The organism is Peribacillus sp. GL_122, assembly GCF_057835005.1.
This window is the reverse complement of record NZ_CM174415.1, coordinates 167,501-189,916: the sequence shown is the minus strand read 5'-3', so window position 1 is coordinate 189,916 and position 22,416 is coordinate 167,501. Positions and strand designations below refer to the sequence as shown.

The window sequence follows — 22,416 nt, the reverse complement described above, 5'->3', positions numbered from 1 at the left end:
TTGTAAATGTTCAAATCGAATATTTATTTTTCGGTAATGAACTTTTCTACCATTTCTTCTAAAATGGCCGATTCTTTTGCTAAATCTTCATTTTGTTCCTTCAATCCAGTCATTATGGTGCTTTGTTGAATTGCAGCTGCCGAGATTTGCTCCGTTGTTGCGACTCCTTCTTCTGAAATCGCCGCAATTTCCTGAATGGATGCCAGGCTTTCATCCGAAGACTCATTGATTTTTTTCGAATGTGCGGCTAATCGTTCCGTGCCTTTCAGTAATTTCTCTACGGATTCAAATATCTTATTGAAAATCTCGCCATTGTTTTCCACTAAGGAAACACCATTTAATATATCCTGAAAACTCTCATCATTATTTTGGATGACTTTGGCTGTTTGTTCATTAATCCGCATAATGGATTCTGAAATGATATCGATGGATTCATCTGTTTGCACAGCCAATTTTTGCACCTCTTGAGCCACTACGGCAAAACCTCTGCCGGCATCACCCGCCCGTGCCGCTTCAATGGAAGCATTCAGGGATAGCAGGTTCGTTTGAGAAGCAATCACCCTTATTAAGCCAATCACTTCATTTATCTTCACTACATCCTCTTCCAAGCTCACCAAATTGGCTTTATTCGCTTGGCCGTTTTCCATGATTTTATCCATCTGGCTCGTTACATCTTGCACTTGTTTACTTCCTTGTTCAGCAAGTGTATTGGTATGCAAGGTAAATTCATTCATTTCATTCGTTTGTTCGTTCATTAAACGGATTGTGTCCGTTAAGTCACTGATCATATTGGAAATTCGGTCAATATGATGGGCACGTTCTTCTGAAGCTTTTGCTTCTTCCGTTGTCCCCGTCACTATCTGACCATAGGATTCCACCATCTCTTCAAAGGATTTTTGAATGGACACGGTGCTTTGATTCATCGTTCGAGCGTGTTCTCGGACATTCTGAATGATATGGGACAAACTTAATCTCATATCCTCGAATCCATTTGACAGATCACCAATCTCATCTTGCCTACTAACTGGAATCGATTTACTTAAGTCCCCTTCTGCCATTTCACTCGTGTAACCAACAAGTTCATTAACAGGTCCCGAGATCCTTTTCCCGATGATAACGGCACATAGCACACCTAATATAATGGCACTTGCGAGAAATAAAATATTATAGAATATCATTTTGCTTTTCAATTCACTGATGAATTTCGCATCCATGTCGATTCCTACGATGGCGTCCGTTCCTTTGATTGGCGTAAAGTATGACTTGTGTGTACCCCACTTATCATTATATATTTCACTTAATACATCTTCTTTTCCATTTATCGATTTGGACTGTTCCGGCGTGAACGGGGATTCCACCATGTAGTCCTCGCTGCCACTCAAGGCTACAATCATGTCGGAATCATTCTCCCGCTTCAACACATACACATATTCAATGCCCTTTTTATTTTCAACAAAGGCATCTAATTTCCACTTAATCTCTTCTCCCCGTACCGAAGCATTGTTTATCAAAGTAGGATTGAGGCTTGATGCTAAACTGCGGGCATTTTCAGAAAGACGCTCATCGAATTGCGGAAGGACATTCTCGTTGATCATTTTATTGGTAATATAGGAAAAGCAAAGTCCCATGGCACCTGCAAAAAGCACGAATGGGATAATATAAAACAAGAATAATCTTGCCAGTAAAGATTTTTTAGGATTCAGCTTTGAAAATCTCATTCTCATGACCTCCTTAGATAAAAGCCAGATGTTTTATGGTTAAATATGGAATTAAGTCCAAATGAAGCAATTGAAGATTCTTATTCAAATCCTCACTTTTATAAAAGATGATTGCCATGCTCCGGTCATTTTGAAAAGGAAGCTGTCTATATTCCAAAACATGTTCAAATTCTTGTCGAAGTCCATCATGATCAATCCTAGCAACATCTTCCGGATTGACTTCTAGTGGAACCTCTGCAAAGAAAAAGCTATATACGTGATCATCCATCTCTTCCAATATCCGATTCCAATCGGGCTTGGTACCCAAAAAGTAGTGTTCATACATATTCATCCCATAGGCATGGTACCCCAGGTCCGTTGTACCCGCTCCGGCAAAACGCAGGGGATTGATTTCAATAGGAATCACCCGGTTTCCTTTTTTGCGAATTTCAAAATGGACAGGGTAGTTCCTAAGAGGAAGAAGCGTTTGAATATTCTTCATGAACTTTAGTGCATCATCATAGATCTCTTTAATGGCTATCTTCGACGTATAATAAATTCGATCGGAGGTATCGTAATCATCCTTGAATGATCGTTTGAAGACATTCAAAATGATCGGATCACCATCTTGATTGTAATAGCCATCAATGGCATACTCTTCTCCCTGAATCCACTCTTCTATTAAAACGGTCTGGGAACCAACCACATCCGAATCATACAATCCATCCGAATGAAGTAAATCCGCTTTAAGCTGGTTCACGGCTATATCCCAATCCTGCTCATTCTTGACTTTGTGGACCCCTACACTCGAATAGCCAATATTGGGTTTGATAACTGCCGGAAACGGTATTTGATTTTTATCCAGGTCACTTATTATGGATAAATCAATATCTTGGAAATAGAAATCGGGATATAAAGATTTCGTCAAATTTCGCACCTGACTCTTATCCTTCAATAACTTTGACCAAATGTATTCATTGCTATTCGGTTGGAAATGACCTAATAATGTTATGCCATTTTCAGAGTTTGTAAGAATTCTTTTGTCCATTTCCATGGACTTGAAAAATTCGGTATCTTTTTGAATGTTTAGCTTTTCTGATGTTAATGCGACTCCCCATTGCCCTTGTTCCAGCACTGGAATTTGCTGTTCCTCCAACACCTTTAGAAGAATTGGCGACACAATGGACTCATTCAAAATAATCATTTTTTCCACCTAACTTATACTGTTTTTTGTATCTCCATATTTAATCGGTCAAAAGCGGTAAGTATTTAGCTTATATAGGGATTATTATTAAAAATGCATTAAAAATAAAGATATCAATATATCTTTTTACCTATCCCATCAGATCTAGCCTTGAGGTCCTTACACATACCATCGAATATTTAATTTTCTTGTATCTTCATTAAAAAAGGCCGACACTATTTTAAGTGTCCGCCATATTTTTTCAAATTTATCATTCAGAAAAAGTTCACCACTAATTTTCGTGGAATAATTAAGACTTGTTCATATTCAATTCATAACTTCTTTGTATACTTCTCTGTAATGAAAACCAAGAAAGGATGTATTTCATATGTCAGAAGCAAAAAATCAAAAGGGATGGCGCCAGTTCATTCGGTTAGTTCAACAAACGAAGCCTTCTAAACTAATGATAGGGATTGCATTGGCATTAAGCCTTGGTACAACGGGTGTAGGTTTATTAGTCCCTTTATTCACAAAAAATCTAATTAATGATTTTTCGATCAGCTCACTAAGTACTGAACGGATCACCCTTCTCGTTCTTGCCATCATCGTTCAAGCATTGGCCAGTGGATTTTCCATCTATTTATTAAATCGGATCGGTCAATCTGTAGTGGCGGGTATCCGCGATCAACTATGGAAAAAATTACTCGTATTGCCCGTGAGTTATTTTGATGAACATCCCTCAGGAGAAACAGTCAGCCGAATGACAAATGATACAACTGTAGTGAAGGGATTAATCTCTGAACACCTCTCAAATTTCGTTACTGGAATCATTTCCATCGTAGGCTCCATGATCGTGTTATTCGTACTGGATTGGAAAATGACATTATTGATGTTCACTGCAATTCCACTCTCTGTTTTGATATTAATGCCATTAGGGAAAAAAATGCATAAAATTTCAAAAGGGATGCAGGACGAGACAGCAAGCTTCACCGCAGTCCTTCAGCAGGTGCTAACGGAAATACGCCTTGTTAAAGCTTCGAATGCAGAAGCTTTGGAATATCAAAATGGAAAAAAAGGAATCCATAAATTATTTCAATTCGGATTAAAAGAGGCAAAAATCCAAGCGTTGATTGCGCCGCTAATGAGTTTTGTGATGATGGCATTACTCGTGCTGATTTTAGGTTATGGTGGAATGCGCGTTTCTTCAGGAGCCCTGACAGCTGGAGCTCTAGTTGCATTCATCATGTATCTTTTCCAAATAATCATGCCAATGGCTCAATTAGCTAGTTTCTTTACACAATTCCAAAAAGCAACGGGTGCAACAGAGCGCATCATTTCCATTCTGGATTCAGTGGAGGAAGAAGATGCGATGCAGCCAGTTCAAAATATAAGTCAATCAATCAGCGTGGAGAACCTGAACTATAGTTATAATAATGGAGAACAGGTACTTAAAGATATAAGCTTTAACGTTGAAGCCGGAAAGGTCACTGCAATTGTCGGCCCAAGCGGCAGCGGAAAAACGACCCTTTTTTCGTTATTCGAGCGTTTCTACAAACCACAGCAAGGGTCCATATCCATAGGCGGGAAAAACATAAATGATTTCACACTCCTTTCATGGAGAAGCCAGATTGGATATGTTTCACAAGAAAGCCCGATTGTATCAGGTACAATTCGAGATAATATTTGTTATGGCATCGAACGGGATATAACGGATGAGGAATTAAATCAAGTGGCTAAAATGGCGTATGCAGATCAGTTCATTTCTGATCTTCCGAACGGATATGATACAGAGGTTGGTGAAAGGGGCATGAAATTATCAGGGGGTCAAAGACAAAGAATCGCGATCGCTCGTGCATTTTTAAGAAACCCCAAAATATTAATGCTTGATGAAGCTACTTCCAGCCTAGACAGCAAATCAGAAAAAGTGGTTCAACAGGCATTGAATGATTTAATGAAAGGCCGAACAACAATAGTTATCGCCCACCGCCTATCGACCGTTATCGGTTCAGATCAAATCATCTTCCTTGAAAAAGGGAAAATAACAGGCAGCGGTACACATAAAGAGCTGTATCATACGCATTCATTATATCGAGAATTTGCTGAACAGCAGTTGCACAAACTTGAACTGGCCTAATTCACCGAAAGGAAAGAAGAAGGATGACAAAAATATTGATAGTAGATGATGATGCACATATTCGCGAACTTATAAACCTGTTGTTAAGAAAAGAAGGATTCGATCTATATGAGGCCCGAGATGGACTGCAAGCATTGAAAGTAATGGAGAAGGTGAAAATCGATTTGGCAGTCATCGATATTATGATGCCTAACATGGATGGATGGCAATTATGCAAAGAGTTAAGGGAATTTAGTGATATCCCCATTTTAATGCTGACTGCAAAAGGGGAAACAACTCAAAAAGTAAAAGGATTCGGTCTTGGGGCAGATGATTATCTTGTAAAGCCATTTGAACCGATCGAATTGGTTCTTAGAATAAAGGCATTACTTAAACGGTATAAAATCACTATTTCACAAACATTAAATATCGGCGAATTAAAGATGAATCGCAACACGCATGAAATGTCATTCAAAGAACAGGAATATACGATTCCATTAAAAGAATTCGAATTGTTGTTTAAATTAGCAAGCTATCCTGGAAAAACTTTTTCCAGGGAAGATCTTATAGAAGACATTTGGGGCTATGATTATGAAGGTGATGAACGAACTGTCGATGTACATATTAAAAGAGTGAGAGAACGGTTTCCGGAATCGGAGTTCCCCTTCCGAATTAAAACGATTTGGGGATTGGGCTACCGTTTGGAGATAACGAGATGAGAAGCAATCGATTTTTCAAACAAATGCTTGGCATATTGTTTTTTGTTACGTTTAATTCAATTTGCTTTTCGGCCGGGTACTATATCATTGAGCTATTGCCATTAAGGTTACCCGATTTTGTACGGTATCTGACCACAATCATCACAAGCATCGCAATCATGATATTAATTGGCTATCTTATGCATGCCATCCATCACAATAAATGGGCAAATATTTACCTCGAGATCATTGATGCCTTAAGGAAAATAGCAAATGGCGATTATAATGTTCAATTGGATTTTAAAATCGATAGGAAAAACGAAATGACCGATATCATTAACCACTTCAATCACATGGCCAAGCAATTGAAGCAAATGGAAGAGATGCGGCAGGAATTCATCTCTAACGTCTCACACGAAATACAGTCGCCCCTAACCTCCATCGTAGGATTTGCCCAAGCTCTTCAATATAATAAGCTGACAATCGAAGAACGAAATCATTATCTTCATATAATTGAGACAGAGAGCAGGAGATTATCTAAATTAAGTGATAACCTTCTAAAGCTTACATCCCTGGAATCTGAGCATCATCCTTTTGAAAGGACAGACTTCCGGCTGGATCAGCAAATACGAACCATTATTTTGGCTTGTGAACCGACGTGGTTGGAAAAAGAACTCGAAATGGATATATCTTTAGAAAAGATTCGAATTTTTGCAGACCAGGATTTAATGAGCCAAGTATGGACAAATTTAATACACAATAGTGTCAAATTCACCCGCCATCGTGGAAAGATCACGATTCGATTACAACAGATTGATGACCTGGCATCCATAACGATATCCGACAATGGAATTGGCATATCTGAAACAGACCAGTTCCATATATTCGAACGATTCTATAAAGCCGACCTGGCAAGGGAACGTACAAAAAGCGGGAGCGGTTTAGGTCTGTCCATCGTGAAAAAGATTATTGAAATGCATGAAGGGACCATATCCGTGGAAAGTGAGCTCGATAAGGGAACGACTTTCACCATTCTGCTTCCTATTTCGTGAAGGGTTTTGTGATTGTTAAGTACCTTTTATAAAAGAGGTTGATCATTAATGCTGCCTTATTGTTAACAACACTGCCCAGTTCGTTGATGATTATCTTGTAATATCAACGCTTCTATTAAAAGAAAATGGCTATCCAGAACAGGTGATTGTGGGGAAATTTGCAAAAAAAGATTGAAACAGGAAATGGAGAATTTAATCAGATCGTTGGGGCGTATCGTTGGGTTCAAATCAGGTTCGATCCCAACGGTTAACAAGCCGGAAGAATTGTTGGTGGCAATAATATGGACATCGACCTCAAAGAAATCCTCTTAAATGAAATCGTTATGAATTAGGTTCATTTTAATACCTGTATTATCTTTGATTAAAATTTATTTTATTGTTAGGAAAAGAACATACATCAAAAACAACAAAATAATATATCCATCAAAGAATTTAACTTTTCCACTTTGAAATTGATTATTTTTTCTTACCTTTATTAATAAAAAAGTTAATATAGATAGAAAAAATATTAAACCTGTTATGGCAGTAATTGGAGACACCATTACCTTAAAATAAGTTTCAGTAACCTTTTCTGGGAAATGCATGATGATCCTCATTATTTCATTCACTAAAAAGTGAAAAAAGATAGCCGGAACAATACTTCCAGTATAGATGGTTAATAGTGCAAAAGAGATACCAATTACAAATGCAAAAACCAAGTTTCCCACCGTCATATGATAAATGCTAAAAATAAGAGCACTTAAAATTATGGCCGACTTTATGTTCATTCTCTGATATTGTTTTAATAATATGCCTCTAAAAAGAATTTCTTCACTAATCGCCACTGAAAAGCCAATCATGATAATGCTGTAAAAACTTATGTTTTTACTACTCTCCATAAGTGTATTAACAATTTTTTCAGCAGTAAGCCATTCGCCGGTTAGTAGATAATATTGAATCCTACCAAAAAACATAGTTATCATGTGAACTATAATACCCATTAAAATACCAAGAAGTATATATTTTATATGTACCTTTTTAAGCCTAATGCTCGATAAGGTTATTTTTTTCTTTTTTAAGAAAAGAAAAAGCACATAGATAAAAACCAGTTTACTTAAAAAGAAAAATAATTGTTTGTTTATTTGGAAAAAAAGTTCTTGTAATATAAGTTGTGCAAAAGGAAAAATAATCATAATTAGTATTGTTATATATAATATAAAGCGATGAGTTTGCTTAATATTAGTATCCATTCTTACCCCTTTTTATATGAAAATTTCAAATTCTAAAAAAACTCTCTTTTTAGAATAAGGGTTTGCATTTGCACTATTTCTAACTTATTTTATTGCTACTTTTTTATATTTAATGTAAGTTTCATTTCTTTGTTCTGTTTTTATCAAATTACCAGTTGGGTTATATGTTTTTAGAGTTCCAGTCAATTTCCATGTTTCTTTGTACTGGTTCCATTTTTTCGATGCCGAATATACCTTTTCCCCCCCCACCAGAAACAGCTATTATACCAGTTATTCCCATCTTAAAGGTAAGGTTTAGACTCCATTTTGTATCATCAGTCACTTTTTTGTGAAAGACACTTGATTATCGTTTATCTGTGGCTGTTTTCCAAGTATATCGATTACAAGTAGCACACACCGGAGATATACCAATTCTATTATTAGTCATTTCTCCTGTTTTTTCATCTACTAGTATAGGTATTTCTTGACCTAAAGGTACATCAGTGCCTGATAGAGTTGTATATTCTGTCAGAAACTCACCTGATTGGCTTTCCTCTTTTAAATCAACTTCTTTAGTTGGAGAACTTGCAAAGGTTGATACGGGATTAAATCCAAACAAAAATAAAGGAATTATTAATATAAAAAGATATAGTAACTTCTTCATTTCTTCACCCCACCTAATATTTTTTCCTTAAATACCCACTATGAATTTTTGTTTTAATATCTTAAGTAGTTTGGTTGTAATATTTGTATATCTCGATTTTATTAAAAACCAAAAGCACAAGGAGTTCCAAATCTGGAACTCCTTGTGCTTTTTTTGAACTTTAAACTATTTATGGAATCGCAACCGTAAAGGTAAGGTCATTAAGGAGGGAGAATCTTCCTTTTTGCCTATGGAGCTAGATCAGACGGCAGATATGGGGATCTTATAACCTCAGGACCACATCGTTTCACTTCTAATATTGAACAGAACCCCGAATAATGGACACTTTAATAGAGGTTCAGCTCACCCTTAACTAATCCGATTTTTTATTTATTTCCTCCAAAAAGTTGAACAGTCTGCCTTATCAAAAATATTAAACTCGATCATTTTTTCAAGTAATGAATAATCAACCGGACTGTCCCACTTGATACGTACCAACTGCTTGGTGTGATCATAGCCAGCCTGCACGATTTCATCAGAAAAATGATCAATCCCTGCCTTTTCAGGGGCAACAGCCAAATGATGTTTCGCTACACTAAAGCCAATAATATATGTGTCATGATCGGTAAACATAGGCTGATTCCACGCAATCTTCGGCATTAAATTTGGAAATTTCTTAGTTACCCAAGCCAAGACTTCTTCCGTTCGGTCCCTATGTTGCGGGTTATCAATATTCGCTAAAAATTCTGCAAAAACTTCCATGTCATTCTCTCCTAAATTAAAAAATTTTTATGAAGATGTTATTTTCATTCCAATACGCCCCAGCTTCGATAGAATTACAGCTTCATTTTCCACATCGCCTAAATTTAATGCCTTATGGATTTCTTTCAACAATGCACTATAGGAAGATCTTTAACTTTGCTCTAATGGATGCCGTGATTACCTACCGATGGATTTAATAGATTGCATTAAACAACTTTATTGTCACTGCACATCGTTTCCTATTCCTTAGAATGCTTTAAACCACTTATCAACTTGAGAGGTTCTCGTTGTTTTAGACATAAAAAATACCCCTTTGGCTAATCATAGCCAAAGGGGTAAAGCTTCGCAACTTTTTAAAAACAGTTAATCTTTATTTAGATCTACCTAACATTGTTCAGTTACAAAAAAAGTCGGGTACTGATTGTATATTTGGCATCCGTTCGTTGAGGAAAAAATCTTGTATTATTGTACCTCTATGACAAAAGTATAAGAGGAGTCTCCATTTGACCATTTAGCGTTAATTTCAATTACATACTTTCCTTTTTCCGACGGTAAGGTTATGTGGTGTTGATTCAAAGGTAATTCTTCACCACGTTTTTCTCCTTCCCATAAATAAGCCTGTAATTGTGGTTGGGAGCCATCATTAAACTCTACATTTGCTACTGAACTTTGTTCAACTATTTTCGCTTTCATATCTTCAGCTATTTGAATTGGTGCAGCAGCATCGGCGATAACCGTAGTATTAGAGAGTAAACGCTTTTTTTCCCACTGATAAGTACCTCTAGCTGTTTCGATATTTTCATCATTTATTTTCACTATCGCTTCTGGTGGTTCTTCTTTGGTTTCATTTGAACAACCTACTACTATAAGTAAGAACAGCATCAATATAGCGAAAAAATATTTCTTATTTTTCACATTAATCCCACCTTTTTTCTGTTAGACGTTAACTATTTATAAAAGTTACATGCCTTCTTCTACAATCCTGCAACGCATTTGTGGAATGGAAATAAAAGTGAAAGATTTTTAAGGGAGGGATCGTAATGGTTCCATCCTTTTTTTGATATACATAAGAGAATGAAAGAAGACCACAATAGGTAGTCTCTTCTATTTGTTTAAAACCAACAATAAGTTTAACAAACGCTATCTAAAGGTAATTTAATACTGAATCTCGAAATTAAAAGGATTAATTTAAAGACCAGCCTGATATCCAGGCTGGTCTTTTGGTTTATTAGTAACAAGAATTATACTTAATTTCCAATCTCGCTAGAACAGGACTACCGCAGCAACTAGAAGCTAGATTCATACTGTACACTCCTGTTTCAGGGAGATTCAACTGTATCTCTTTCGCACCTTTGACATCCCCTGTAAGGTAATCCACAACATCAATATTTATTGAAGTCCCCAGCTGAGTTAGTTCTTTATCCGCTAATATAAACAAGTATTATATTTAAAAAAGAAGCATAGGATATAACCTATGCTTCTAGTGCTTAATCTTATTATCGAATACCCGACTTTGTTGTCCAGTACCCAACTTTGTTGTCTTTCAACAAACATACATTGCATTCATTCCGACTTACTCAACCGTTACACTTTTCGCAAGGTTACGTGGTTTATCCACGTCACATTCGCGGTGCAAGGCTGCGTAGTAAGCAATGAGCTGCAGCGGGATAACAGAGATAAGGGGTGTTAATAGTTCATTCACTTCCGGGATGACGAAACGGTCATCCTCTTCTTCAAGCCCCTTCATGGAAATGATGCAAGGGTTGGCGCCTCGGGCAACCACTTCCTTTACATTACCACGGATGCTTAGGTTGACACCCGCTTGCGTAGCAAGGGCTATGACAGGTGTACCTTCTTCAATCAAGGCGATCGTTCCATGTTTAAGCTCTCCGCCAGCAAAGCCTTCCGCCTGGATGTATGAAATCTCCTTCAGCTTAAGGGCCCCTTCAAGCACAACATAGTAATCAAGGGAACGGCCGATGAAGAAGCAGTTTCTTGTAACGGACAAATATTCACGGGCAATATCTTCCATCTCTTCTTTTGAATCACATAGGGCTTCCATTGCTGTCGCAACGATTCCAAGCTCTTTTACAAGGTCGAAATCATACTCCATGTTACGGAATTGGCCAGTTACATTCGCTAAGATCGATAAGACTGCCACTTGAGCTGTGTAGGCCTTTGTAGAGGCAACGGCAATTTCAGGGCCAGCATGCAGCAAGAGCGTATAATCCGCTTCACGTGACAATGTAGAGCCAGGTACGTTCGTGATGGTCAGGGCTTTATGACCAAGCGCTTTGATGGACACTAACACGGCACGGCTATCTGCAGTTTCACCACTTTGTGAAATGAAGATGAATAGCGGTTTTTTCGATAATAACGGCATATTGTAAGTGAATTCCGATGCCACATGGACCTCAACCGGAATTTCAGTCATTTTTTCGATGAATTGCTTACCAATCAACCCTGCATGATAGCTGGTTCCGCAAGCGATGATATAAATACGGTCAGCCTCACTTACGGCTTCAGTAATGCTATAATCGATTGCAAGTTTACCTTCTTCATTTTGGTATGCTTGAATGATTTTACGTATGACAGCTGGCTGCTCGTCGACTTCTTTAAGCATATAGTGCGGATACGTACCTTTTTCAATATCACTCGCATCCAGTTCAGCAGTGTATGGAGCACGCATGACTTCTTCGTTGGAAAGGTTCTTGATCGTTACCTTTTCTTTTGTCACGATAACCATTTCCTTATCCATCAGTTCAAGGAATTGATCTGTGACTTGCAACATGGCCATTGCATCCGAAGCGACAACGTTAAAGTCTTTTCCGACACCGATTAGCAGCGGGCTTTTATTTTTTGCGACTAAGATGGTTTCATCATTTTCAGCATCCAATAGGGCAATGGCATATGAACCCTCCAGAAGAGTGAGTGTTTGACGGAACGCCTCTTCCACTTCCATGCCCTCGTTTACGAACTTCTCTATGAGTTGAACGATGACTTCCGTATCCGTTTCACTTTTAAAGGCAACATCCTTCAAATATTCACGTTTTAGAATCGCATAGTTTTCAATGACCCCATTATGAACTAAAGTCAATCGACCTGAATTACTTTGGTGAGGATGGGCATTTTCACGGCTTGGCACACCATGGGTGGCCCAGCGTGTATGTCCTATTCCAGTATGTGCCATAGTATTTTCATCCACGGCTCCGCGTAAGTCCGCGATTCTTCCCTTTTCCTTAAAGATTGTAACGCCTGCTTCATTTCTCACAGCAATCCCTGAAGAGTCATAACCGCGGTATTCAAGTTTTTCAAGACCTTTTAATAAAATTTCCTTTGCATCGTTAAGTCCAATATATCCAACAATTCCACACATAATTTCTGTTCCTCCAACCGATTCGAGGGAACAGGAATGCACGGGGGCATCCCTGCCCCCTCATCTCTGATATATATTTTTTATAAAGGAAATGCCTTAAAGCACTTTTTCCCTTTGTGCATTTCCAATCCTTTGTGCAGTAAGTTGCCCTACTGTTTTAAGATTGGAATTACTGCGGCTGTGCACTTCAGCCGGGAGGTATCCGCCGATCATTCGATAAACCTCCTCCTCGTCAACTAAGCCATTTCTCGTCCAGACTTAGTTCAGGCGCTTTTGTGAATCCGTTTCTCCTTGCCTACCCTCCTTTTTAACACAACCCTTTTCAGAAAATGAGTTGTAAATCAGGATAATCATACCTTAAACAAGGGACATAGGTCAATTCTTTATTACCAAGACCTAAAAAAAGTACTTCTTAATAAAAATATGCATAAAAGGAAATTACGTTCCTTTTATGCATAGGATTAATTATTCGTTCATTCCCATTTCCGCTCTTACAACTGCGACGATGCGATCTACATAATTAGTGCATTCCTCAGCTGTCGGTGCTTCAGCCATAACACGGACTAGCGGTTCAGTACCGGATGGTCTCACCAAAATTCGACCGTTTCCGTCCATTTCCTCTTCGACTGCCTTGATGACTTCCTGTACCTTTTCATTATCGGTTACAGCGTGTTTATCGGTAACTCTGACATTGACCAGCGTTTGTGGATATTTCTTCATCTCGCCAGCGAGCTCCGATAAGGTTTTTTGGGTATCACTCATGATGTTCACAAGCTGCAGGCCCGTCAATAAGCCATCGCCTGTCGTATTATAGTCCAGGAAGATGATATGTCCGGATTGTTCGCCGCCCAGGTTATAGCCGCCTTTTCGCATCTCCTCGACCACATAGCGATCCCCCACTGCCGTCTGGGCGCTTTGTATACCATGCTCTTCAAGACCTTTATAAAAACCAAGGTTGCTCATGATCGTAGAAACCACTGTTCCTTGTTTCAGACGGTTATTTTCTTTCAAGTATTTCGCACAGATATACATGATTTGATCGCCGTCCACTATATTTCCTTTTTCATCTATCGCAATGACGCGGTCTCCGTCACCATCGAATGCAAGTCCGACATCCGCACCTTTTTCCTTTAAGAATTCAGCAAGTGCCTCAGGATGGGTGGAACCTACCTTATCATTAATGTTCAAGCCATTGGGCGATGCCCCCATCGTAGAGATGTCTGCATCAAGATCTGCAAACAAATGCATTGCCAAGGCAGATGTCGCCCCATGTGCACAATCAAGAGCAACATGAATGCCTGTAAAATCTTCATCCACTGATTGTTTCAAGTACTGGAGATACTTTTGCCCTCCTTCGAAATAATCGTTCAAATGGCCTAAATCTCCGCCTACAGGGCGTGGAAGTTCATCCTTTTCCATATCTAATAGTGCTTCAATTTCCGCTTCTTGATCATCGGATAACTTAAACCCATCCGGTCCAAAGAATTTAATCCCATTATCCGCTACTGGATTATGAGAAGCGGAAATCATGACACCTGCTTCAGCACTTAAGGCCTTTGTTAAATAGGCAACTCCCGGTGTCGAAATGACACCGAGGCGCATCACCTCAGCCCCAATGGATAAAAGACCGGCAACAAGCGCACCTTCCAGCATTTCACCTGAAATTCGAGTATCGCGTCCTATCAGCACTTTGGGTTTCTCTGTATTTCTAGTAAGCACGTAGCCACCAAAACGGCCTAGTTTAAATGCCAACTCCGGTGTTAATTCGCTATTCGCTATACCCCTGACTCCGTCTGTTCCAAAATATTTACCCATCTTTATCGCTCCTTCTTCGAATCGTTACTGAATTTAATGATGATGTTAAAGGAAGGTCATGTCTCTTCGTCTTTTTGTGAGATGGTGACCGAAACCGTTTTAGAATCCAGTTCCCATTCCACTCCCTCAGGCACTGTTACCGCCAAATCCACATCATGCGTACCTTCATCTAAATTACTCACATCTACTGTAAGATTAATGTCGTCTTTAGTTATTTTCTTCAAATCATCCGCCTCACCAAGCAAAGTGATGCTAGTTACATCGGATTCCAATTCGGCATTTTGGTCATCCTGTATGCCCACAGGCACTATTTGTATATTGTTGAAAGTTTTAGACTCAATGGCAGCCGGTTCATCTTCTTCTGCTTCTTCTTCGACTACTTGTTCTTCTTGTTTTTGTTCGGTTTCTGGTTCTTCCTCTTCTACGACTGGCTCTGCATTCTCTTCATCCACATCAACTTTCTCTGTACGAATCTTGACCTTTGCCTTACCCAAGGACATTTTTTGTACACTTTCCGGTTTATCAAGATCAAGTTCCAGTTCTGTATCACCATCAATTTTCGAGATATTTACAGGAAGAACTACTTCATCTATTTTCTCCAGGCTCGTTTCCGACCCAAATAAGGTGACCTCTTTTGGGTCGACACTTATACTCGTGATTCTGATGCCATCCTTTGTCTTGCCAGTTTGCTTCGGTGCTATCGACACCGTCTTGGAAGGAATGCTCACTTCTAAGGAAACTGAAACAGTAGATGGCTCGATCGTCACATCCAGCTTGTTCAAGTCCCTGTCCAGGGCTTTAACGGTTGCCTTGCTGTTCACCGTTTCGTTAAGTCCCTTACTTATTTCAAGGTTTGCCTTTACATAGGAAATTTGTTCAATCGCATCTTTAGCACCCGTTATTTTGACAGTTTTCGGGCTGACTGTTGGCTGGCCAGCGGTATATCCCTCTTCAAGTAAAGAGCTATTATACTCGGCTTCAACGGGGAATTCCTTCGTCACCCGTTCCTGAACGTTGACCTCCGCATATTCCGGATCGATCGTCGCCACTAACTTTTCATTCAAATCACTTATTTTAAATGTGACAGTTCTGTCCCCCATTGAGATTGCAGGATCGGAAAGGTCTACATACACTTTAAAGTCCCTTTGGTTTTTCGCATTTATCAATAAGCTTTTTGCTCCCTTTAGAGTAACATCAACCGTCTCCGGCACTCCGCTCACCACTAGATTCTCACGGTCATAGTACACTTCAACCGGTACATTTTCGATGGTCTCCGTACTGATTTCAGGGGCAGTCGATAAACCAAGGGATTTTTTATCCGACTCCATTTCGAAGTTAATGGAAATGAACAAAAGTGCCGCCAAGGCAAAAGCTACGATTCTCATAAACCAAGCGCTATTGGTGAATTTATCCATTCTTTTTCCCCCTCCAGTTAAAGATGCTTGAGGAAGTTGATTTGATGTTTTCCACTACCAGTTCACTTGTAAGTATGGCCCTAAATGATTCTTGATTCAAATCCCGGTAAAGTTCCCCGTTTTTAGTGACGGATATCCCTCCCGTTTCTTCTGAAACGACAATCGTAAGACTATCCGTAACTTCACTCATGCCTATGGCTGCCCTATGCCGTGTGCCAAGTTCCTTTGATATGAATGGACTCTCTGATAGTGGCAAATAGCAAGCTGCAGCTGCCACCTGGTTATTTTGCAGAATAACTGCACCATCATGGAGCGGCGTATTAGGGATGAAGATATTAATGAGCAGTTCTGAAGAAATATAGGATTTTAGCGGTATCCCCGTTTCTACATAATCCCCTAGCTCCGTACCTTTTTCTATCGTAATCAAGGCTCCGATCCGCCTTTTTGCCATATAGGTGGACGCCTTTAGGATTTCTTCGACTAAACGCTCTTGCTGATTCTCTTCCGGAACGGTGCCCCTTGCAAAGAGCTTCCCGCGTCCTAATTGTTCAAGTGCCCTTCTCAGTTCAGGTTGAAAAATGACGAGAATCGCCAATACTCCCCAATTCATGACTTGTGCCATTAACCATCCGAGTGTATTGAAACCAAACAGGTTGCTTAAGCTTTTTACAATGACAATTACAAAAATTCCTTTTAGCAGCTGAATAGCCTTCGTGCCCCGAATAATAGTTAACAATTTATATATCACAAACCATACAAGGAGAATATCAATGAAATTTACTACATAGTCCCAAACAGTCAAGTTGGTTAAAGACATGTTGTTTCCTCCAGTCAGTATTACTCCAAATACAAATTACAATCTTTATACGATAACCTTAATAGTATACCATTTTTTAAATGATACATCTAAAAACTAGTGTGAGAAATTTACATAGGAAAAATGAATCATGAAAAAGGGTTCCCTTCCCTTAAAAAAATAAAGCTGAGCGAAGTCACCGTAAATGAAAAAACGGTGCCCCCTCCCAGCTTTATTCCTTATTCCTTTTTCTCCTCTTTAGCAGGAACCAACGAGGTTGCAGTATCCTTTACTTTATACCACATCCACTCAAAAGCTTGGTCAATAACATGGATGCTTCCAGTCACATTCCCTGCCTTTGACATATATTTATGCCCATTTATGACTGTCACATCTCCCTCTACTTCACCATCTATTTGAATGTTACCATTTTGAACTACCACATTCCCCTTGATTGTCTCACCTTCAGGCACAATCACCGTTTCACCTTCGACCACTAAGTTAGGCTGCTTTGATACTGAAAAATGTTCGTCCTGATTATAAGTGGAAAAAACAGATCCTGTCATCAATATGATGAACATCGCTGCCGCTGTCATGAAGGGATGGCTTTTGAACCAACGTTTGGCACCTGTTGTTTTCGTTTCCTTTGGCAATTGAGCCATAACCTTTGCTGTAAAGTCATCCGGGGCCTTTATATGGGAAGTGCTTTGTACAAGAGCGACCGCCTTTTTCATTTCATGAAAGTAATCCCGGCATTCAGCACAGTTATGCAAGTGCTCCCGTAAAACTTCTTTATGCTCCGGTTTGATGTCCTCATCTAAATAATCATGCATATATTCAATGATTTCCTCATGGCAGTTCATTTTTCTCACCTTCTTTTTATAAATGGCGTAGTTGTTTACGCAAGGCTTCCCGACCGCGATGTATCCTCGTCTTAACCGTACCGACCGGCAAATCGAGTATTTCACTGATTTCCTTTAGAGATAACTCTTCAATATACTTCAATACGATTACCGATCGGTATTTCTCGGGCAATTTCGTTATTTCCACTTGAATGGTTTCCTGTAGTTCTAAAGATTCAACCTCTTCCTCGGGTTTCGCCATATCCGATGCAATTTGGGAATACATATTCAATCCCTCTGTTCCTGCCACCTCTGCATCTAAATAGTAATCCGGTTTTTTCTTGCGAAGCCGGTCAATACAAAGATTGGTCGCAATCCGGTATAACCATGTAGAAAATTTCATTTGTATATTGAAACTTCGAATATTCACGTAGGCCCTTACAAAGGCCTCTTGTGCCAAATCTTCTGCTTCTTGCCTGTTTCCGAGCATCCTGAAACATATTTGGAACACTTTGTCCTTGTATATTTCGACAATTTCCCCAAATGCATTATGGTCTCCCTTTAATACTTGATTAATTCTCTCTCTAATGAGTGCATCCATTTTCCGGTATTACCCCCGCTCATGCGGCTATACGATTACTACGAACCGTAAGCTAAAAGGTTTCAAAAATTTAATACATTAATTTTAACAAAGTTTTACATTTTATGTTTAAGAAAAAAAAAACAGGGCTATATAGTAAGAAATTGTAAAATCCAAGGGAGTGATTCTCAATATGACTGCAGAACAAATTTTAGACCATATTGAACAATACAGACAGAAAATGATGTTTTTGGCTTCCCGTTCTTCGATGGTGGATAATGAAGTTGTTGAAGTTAGCAGCAAACTGGATTCTTTAATCATCCAATACATCCATTTAACTAAAAATGGAGACCTCACTGACAGACGTGCCCTCAAGTGAATATGGATATACGATTGCAACCATTTATCTATAGATATGTTCCTGTTACATACACCCTAGTAAATAAACCTACGTCTTCTAGCATATAAAAAACAGTAACCCATTACAAGCCGGTTACTGTTTCTTTTATTTTTTCAGTTATAATAATTTTTCTCCAAATAGCGAACCCATTAGGGCCACGGCCACGATCGCCGTCTTATTTCGCTCATCTAAAACGGGATTCACTTCAACGAATTCAGCTGATGTAATCAAGTTGGATTCCGCAAGCATTTCCATGGCCAAATGACTTTCCCTATAACTTATACCACCAATCACCGGTGTCCCCACTCCGGGTGCATCTGCTGGGTCGACTCCATCCAAATCCAATGAAAGGTGGACGCCATCCGTTCTCTCCCTTAAATAATCAATGCATTCTTCCATGACCCGTGCCATTCCCATGCGGTCGATCTCATGCATCGTGAATACTTTAATCCCTTTCTCACGGATAAGTTCTTTTTCCCCTTCATCCAATGACCTTGCTCCAATTATTACGATGTTTTCCGGTTTCACTTTTGGAGCAAAACCATGGATATTGATTAGGTCCGGATGTCCAAGCCCAATACTGACAGCTAGGGGCATACCGTGTATATTCCCTGATGGTGAAGTATCTTCCGTATTTAAATCCCCATGTGCGTCGTACCAAATCACACCCACATTTTCATAGTGCTTCGCGACTCCTGCCAGTGTACCTATAGCTATGGAATGGTCTCCTCCCAATACAAGCGGAAAGGAACCCCCTTCTATTATTTCATCAACTCTTGTAGCTAACAGGGAGTTACCCTTCGCTACAAGCTGTAAGTTTTTTAGATTTGTCCCAGGCTCATCTGCATTTTCAGGGCGCCCTACAATTATATCCCCTAAATCCTCTACTGCTATATTCAACTTTTCAAGACGCTCGACAATCTCTGCGCAGCGAATGGCACTAGGTCCCATATCCACCCCTCGCCTTGCTTGACCGAGGTCCATAGGCAACCCGATGACGGAAATTTTCTGAATAGACATACAATTCCCCCTTTCCATCATTTTATATCGTATATGCCGATTGGTTCAACTCGACATTTCCATGTATAAAGATGCACGTTCCTATCACATATGTTTTTTGTGAAATAATATCTTTCTGGGGTAGTTTGCCCAATTATGTCTTAAACAAAAAAAAGTCTTAAACCATTTTTGGCTTAAGACGTAAGTTTTGGTGTATGTAGTTGATGGTGGAGCCTAGCGGGATCGAACCGCTGACCTCCTGCGTGCAAGGCAGGCGCTCTCCCAGCTGAGCTAAGGCCCCTAAGGGATTTAAAATTTATTAAGCGGAAGACGGGATTCGAACCCGCGACCCCAACCTTGGCAAGGTTGTATTCTACCACTGAACTACTTCCGCAAATGGCTGGGCTAGAAGGGATCGAACCTTCGCATGACGGAATCAAAATCCGTTGCCTTACCGCTTGGCTATAGCCCAATATATGATATGTAATGATTAATGTTCAACAAAATAAAAAGGTGGTAATCATATATTTCCCCAATACAGAGAATATATAACTGATCCACAGGATTTTATTAAAATGGTGGAGGGGGGCAGATTCGAACTGCCGAACCCGAAGGAGCGGATTTACAGTCCGCCGCGTTTAGCCACTTCGCTACCCCTCCGCAATATATGGTTGTAAATGGTGCCGGCAAGAGGACTTGAACCCCCAACCTACTGATTACAAGTCAGTTGCTCTACCAGTTGAGCTACACCGGCAAGTAAAGAATAAAATGGTGGAGGATGACGGGATCGAACCGCCGACCCTCTGCTTGTAAGGCAGATGCTCTCCCAGCTGAGCTAATCCTCCGAATTAAATGGTGACCCGTACGGGATTCGAACCCGTGTTACCGCCGTGAAAGGGCGGTGTCTTAACCGCTTGACCAACGGGCCGAACTTTTTTTGTGTTCATAGATAGATTGGGAAGCTCCCAAGCGGATTCGAACCGCTGACCTCTTCCTTACCATGGAAGTGCTCTACCTACTGAGCTATGGAAGCATATGGCTCCGCAGGTAGGACTCGAACCTACGACCGTTCGGTTAACAGCCGAATGCTCTACCACTGAGCTACTGCGGAATAATATAATGTTTCCTAAAACCCATTTAAAGATTTAAATGAATAGCCTGGCAACGTCCTACTCTCACAGGGGGAAACCCCCAACTACCATCGGCGCTGAAGAACTTAACTTCCGTGTTCGGAATGGGAACGGGTGTGACCTCTTCGCCATCATTGCCAGACTATATTCATTTTTGAAGAATTTTCATTCCTTCAAAACTAGATAATAAGAAGGTATTTCATTTTTTTAAAAGCGTTGGTTAAGTCCTCGATCTATTAGTATCAGTCAGCTCCACATGTCGCCACGCTTCCACCTCTGACCTATCAACCTGATCATCTTTCAGGGATCTTACTAGCTTGCGCCATGGGAAATCTCATCTTGAGGGGGGCTTCATGCTTAGATGCTTTCAGCACTTATCCCGTCCGCACGTAGCTACCCAGCTATGCCTTTGGCAAGACAACTGGTACACCAGCGGTGCGTCCATCCCGGTCCTCTCGTACTAAGGACAGCTCCTCTCAAATTTCCTGCGCCCGCGACGGATAGGGACCGAACTGTCTCACGACGTTCTGAACCCAGCTCGCGTACCGCTTTAATGGGCGAACAGCCCAACCCTTGGGACCGACTACAGCCCCAGGATGCGATGAGCCGACATCGAGGTGCCAAACCTCCCCGTCGATGTGGACTCTTGGGGGAGATAAGCCTGTTATCCCCGGGGTAGCTTTTATCCGTTGAGCGATGGCCCTTCCATGCGGAACCACCGGATCACTAAGCCCGACTTTCGTCCCTGCTCGACTTGTAGGTCTCGCAGTCAAGCTCCCTTGTGCCTTTACACTCTACGAATGATTTCCAACCATTCTGAGGGAACCTTTGGGCGCCTCCGTTACTCTTTAGGAGGCGACCGCCCCAGTCAAACTGCCCACCTGACACTGTCTCCCACCCCGATAAGGGGCGCGGGTTAGAATTTCAATACAGCCAGGGTAGTATCCCACCAACGCCTCCACCGAAGCTAGCGCTCCGGCTTCTCAGGCTCCTACCTATCCTGTACAAGCTGTACCAAAATTCAATATCAGGCTGCAGTAAAGCTCCACGGGGTCTTTCCGTCCTGTCGCGGGTAACCTGCATCTTCACAGGTACTATAATTTCACCGAGTCTCTCGTTGAGACAGTGCCCAGATCGTTACACCTTTCGTGCGGGTCGGAACTTACCCGACAAGGAATTTCGCTACCTTAGGACCGTTATAGTTACGGCCGCCGTTTACTGGGGCTTCGGTTCAAAGCTTCGCTTGCGCTAACCTCTCCCCTTAACCTTCCAGCACCGGGCAGGTGTCAGCCCCTATACTTCGCCTTGCGGCTTCGCAGAGACCTGTGTTTTTGCTAAACAGTCGCCTGGGCCTATTCACTGCGGCTTTTCTGGGCTATTCACCCTAAAAAGCACCCCTTCTCCCGAAGTTACGGGGTCATTTTGCCGAGTTCCTTAACGAGAGTTCTCTCGCACACCTTAGGATTCTCTCCTCGCCTACCTGTGTCGGTTTGCGGTACGGGCACCTTACATCTCACTAGAGGCTTTTCTTGGCAGCGTGGAATCAGGAACTTCGGTACTATATTTCCCTCGCCATCACAGCTCCGCCTTAATGGAAACGGGATTTGCCTCGTTTCCGGCCTAACTGCTTGGACGCGCATATCCAACAGCGCGCTTACCCTATCCTTCTGCGTCCCCCCATCGTTCAAACGATGTATAGGTGGTACA

At 40.6% G+C, this 22,416-nt stretch carries 17 protein-coding genes, 9 tRNA genes and 2 rRNA genes (1 of these 28 running past the window's edge); 4 read left to right on the top strand and 24 right to left on the bottom strand.

Features of this window, described 5'->3' with window-relative positions; translation table 11 throughout:
- Window positions 1-23 precede the first annotated feature (23 nt).
- Together AC3ISB_RS01065 and AC3ISB_RS01060 are read right to left on the bottom strand one after the other, a co-directional pair.
- The gene (locus AC3ISB_RS01065; protein ID WP_489275322.1) at window positions 24-1,718 is read right to left on the bottom strand and encodes a methyl-accepting chemotaxis protein; all 1,695 of its coding nucleotides are present in this window, start codon (window positions 1,716-1,718) and stop codon (window positions 24-26) included.
- A 13-nt stretch (window positions 1,719-1,731) separates the two neighbouring features.
- Window positions 1,732-2,901 carry an ATP-grasp domain-containing protein gene (locus AC3ISB_RS01060; protein ID WP_489275320.1) on the bottom strand — a complete coding sequence of 390 codons (1,170 nt, stop codon included), beginning with the start codon at window positions 2,899-2,901 and terminating at the stop codon, window positions 1,732-1,734.
- A gap of 367 nt (window positions 2,902-3,268) precedes the next feature.
- Between AC3ISB_RS01060 and AC3ISB_RS01055 the strand changes: the two genes are divergently transcribed.
- Genes AC3ISB_RS01055 through AC3ISB_RS01045 form a run of 3 tightly spaced genes read left to right on the top strand, consistent with a single transcriptional unit; the run spans window position 3,269 to window position 6,743 of the window.
- Window positions 3,269-5,014 (top strand): ABC transporter ATP-binding protein, encoded by a 1,746-nt coding sequence (locus AC3ISB_RS01055; RefSeq protein WP_489275318.1) that lies wholly within the window; start codon window positions 3,269-3,271, stop codon window positions 5,012-5,014.
- A 23-nt stretch (window positions 5,015-5,037) separates the two neighbouring features.
- Window positions 5,038-5,712 carry a response regulator transcription factor gene (locus AC3ISB_RS01050; protein WP_098371742.1) on the top strand — a complete coding sequence of 225 codons (675 nt, stop codon included), beginning with the start codon at window positions 5,038-5,040 and terminating at the stop codon, window positions 5,710-5,712.
- Window positions 5,709-6,743 (top strand): sensor histidine kinase, encoded by a 1,035-nt coding sequence (locus AC3ISB_RS01045; RefSeq protein ID WP_489275316.1) that lies wholly within the window; start codon window positions 5,709-5,711, stop codon window positions 6,741-6,743. Before AC3ISB_RS01050 ends, AC3ISB_RS01045 begins: the two co-directional genes overlap by 4 nt.
- 368 nt (window positions 6,744-7,111) lie before the next feature.
- Here AC3ISB_RS01045 and AC3ISB_RS01040 read toward each other — a convergent pair whose 3' ends face one another.
- From AC3ISB_RS01040 to sigW, 10 genes are all read right to left on the bottom strand, one after another.
- On the bottom strand, window positions 7,112-7,972 hold the full coding sequence (locus AC3ISB_RS01040) for a CPBP family intramembrane glutamic endopeptidase (RefSeq protein WP_489275315.1): 861 nt from the start codon (window positions 7,970-7,972) through the stop codon (window positions 7,112-7,114).
- Window positions 7,973-8,315: 343 nt separating this feature from the next.
- The gene (locus tag AC3ISB_RS01035; RefSeq protein WP_489275313.1) at window positions 8,316-8,615 is read right to left on the bottom strand and encodes a hypothetical protein; all 300 of its coding nucleotides are present in this window, start codon (window positions 8,613-8,615) and stop codon (window positions 8,316-8,318) included.
- Between the two features lie 369 nt (window positions 8,616-8,984).
- A complete protein-coding gene (locus tag AC3ISB_RS01030) occupies window positions 8,985-9,356 on the bottom strand; it encodes an iron chaperone (RefSeq protein WP_098371738.1) in 372 nt (123 codons plus the stop codon).
- A 462-nt stretch (window positions 9,357-9,818) separates the two neighbouring features.
- Window positions 9,819-10,271: a hypothetical protein gene (locus AC3ISB_RS01025; protein WP_141992578.1), complete on the bottom strand. Its 453-nt coding sequence runs from the start codon at window positions 10,269-10,271 to the stop codon at window positions 9,819-9,821.
- Window positions 10,272-10,929: 658 nt separating this feature from the next.
- Window positions 10,930-12,732 carry a glutamine--fructose-6-phosphate transaminase (isomerizing) gene (glmS, locus tag AC3ISB_RS01020; protein WP_098371736.1) on the bottom strand — a complete coding sequence of 601 codons (1,803 nt, stop codon included), beginning with the start codon at window positions 12,730-12,732 and terminating at the stop codon, window positions 10,930-10,932.
- A gap of 465 nt (window positions 12,733-13,197) precedes the next feature.
- Window positions 13,198-14,547 (bottom strand): phosphoglucosamine mutase, encoded by a 1,350-nt coding sequence (gene glmM / locus AC3ISB_RS01015; protein ID WP_141992577.1) that lies wholly within the window; start codon window positions 14,545-14,547, stop codon window positions 13,198-13,200.
- A gap of 56 nt (window positions 14,548-14,603) precedes the next feature.
- Complete coding sequence (locus AC3ISB_RS01010) at window positions 14,604-15,962, bottom strand: CdaR family protein (RefSeq protein ID WP_098371734.1); 1,359 nt, start codon at window positions 15,960-15,962, stop codon at window positions 14,604-14,606.
- Window positions 15,955-16,779, bottom strand: coding sequence for a diadenylate cyclase CdaA (cdaA, locus tag AC3ISB_RS01005; protein WP_480340364.1), 825 nt, complete (start codon window positions 16,777-16,779; stop codon window positions 15,955-15,957). The genes AC3ISB_RS01010 and cdaA overlap by 8 nt, the downstream gene beginning before the upstream one ends.
- A gap of 218 nt (window positions 16,780-16,997) precedes the next feature.
- Window positions 16,998-17,621, bottom strand: coding sequence for an anti-sigma factor family protein (locus tag AC3ISB_RS01000; RefSeq protein WP_063236210.1), 624 nt, complete (start codon window positions 17,619-17,621; stop codon window positions 16,998-17,000).
- 16 nt (window positions 17,622-17,637) lie between these two features.
- Window positions 17,638-18,201, bottom strand: coding sequence for an RNA polymerase sigma factor SigW (sigW, locus tag AC3ISB_RS00995; RefSeq protein WP_489275309.1), 564 nt, complete (start codon window positions 18,199-18,201; stop codon window positions 17,638-17,640).
- Window positions 18,202-18,373: 172 nt separating this feature from the next.
- Here sigW and AC3ISB_RS00990 point away from each other — a divergent pair, with 172 nt between their 5' ends.
- Window positions 18,374-18,559 carry an aspartyl-phosphate phosphatase Spo0E family protein gene (locus AC3ISB_RS00990; RefSeq protein WP_076372678.1) on the top strand — a complete coding sequence of 62 codons (186 nt, stop codon included), beginning with the start codon at window positions 18,374-18,376 and terminating at the stop codon, window positions 18,557-18,559.
- A gap of 138 nt (window positions 18,560-18,697) precedes the next feature.
- Here the strand turns inward: AC3ISB_RS00990 and rocF are convergent, their stop codons facing one another.
- From rocF to AC3ISB_RS00930, 12 genes are all read right to left on the bottom strand, one after another.
- Window positions 18,698-19,600, bottom strand: a complete 903-nt coding sequence (gene rocF / locus AC3ISB_RS00985) for an arginase (protein ID WP_141992575.1) — start codon at window positions 19,598-19,600, stop codon at window positions 18,698-18,700.
- 204 nt (window positions 19,601-19,804) lie between these two features.
- Window positions 19,805-19,880: transfer RNA gene (locus AC3ISB_RS00980), tRNA-Ala, on the bottom strand.
- Window positions 19,881-19,901: 21 nt separating this feature from the next.
- Window positions 19,902-19,973, bottom strand: a tRNA-Gly gene (locus AC3ISB_RS00975).
- 3 nt (window positions 19,974-19,976) lie between these two features.
- Window positions 19,977-20,051, bottom strand: a tRNA-Gln gene (locus AC3ISB_RS00970).
- A 104-nt stretch (window positions 20,052-20,155) separates the two neighbouring features.
- A tRNA-Tyr gene (locus AC3ISB_RS00965) sits at window positions 20,156-20,239 on the bottom strand.
- Window positions 20,240-20,257: 18 nt separating this feature from the next.
- Window positions 20,258-20,333, bottom strand: a tRNA-Thr gene (locus AC3ISB_RS00960).
- Window positions 20,334-20,348: 15 nt separating this feature from the next.
- Window positions 20,349-20,424 (bottom strand) — tRNA-Val (locus AC3ISB_RS00955).
- A gap of 8 nt (window positions 20,425-20,432) precedes the next feature.
- Window positions 20,433-20,507 (bottom strand) — tRNA-Glu (locus tag AC3ISB_RS00950).
- A gap of 32 nt (window positions 20,508-20,539) precedes the next feature.
- Window positions 20,540-20,612 (bottom strand) — tRNA-Thr (locus tag AC3ISB_RS00945).
- 3 nt (window positions 20,613-20,615) lie between these two features.
- Window positions 20,616-20,690: transfer RNA gene (locus AC3ISB_RS00940), tRNA-Asn, on the bottom strand.
- Between the two features lie 45 nt (window positions 20,691-20,735).
- A 5S ribosomal RNA gene (gene rrf, locus AC3ISB_RS00935) occupies window positions 20,736-20,851 on the bottom strand.
- Between the two features lie 74 nt (window positions 20,852-20,925).
- Window positions 20,926-22,416, bottom strand: a 23S ribosomal RNA gene (locus AC3ISB_RS00930); it runs 1,442 nt beyond the window's last position.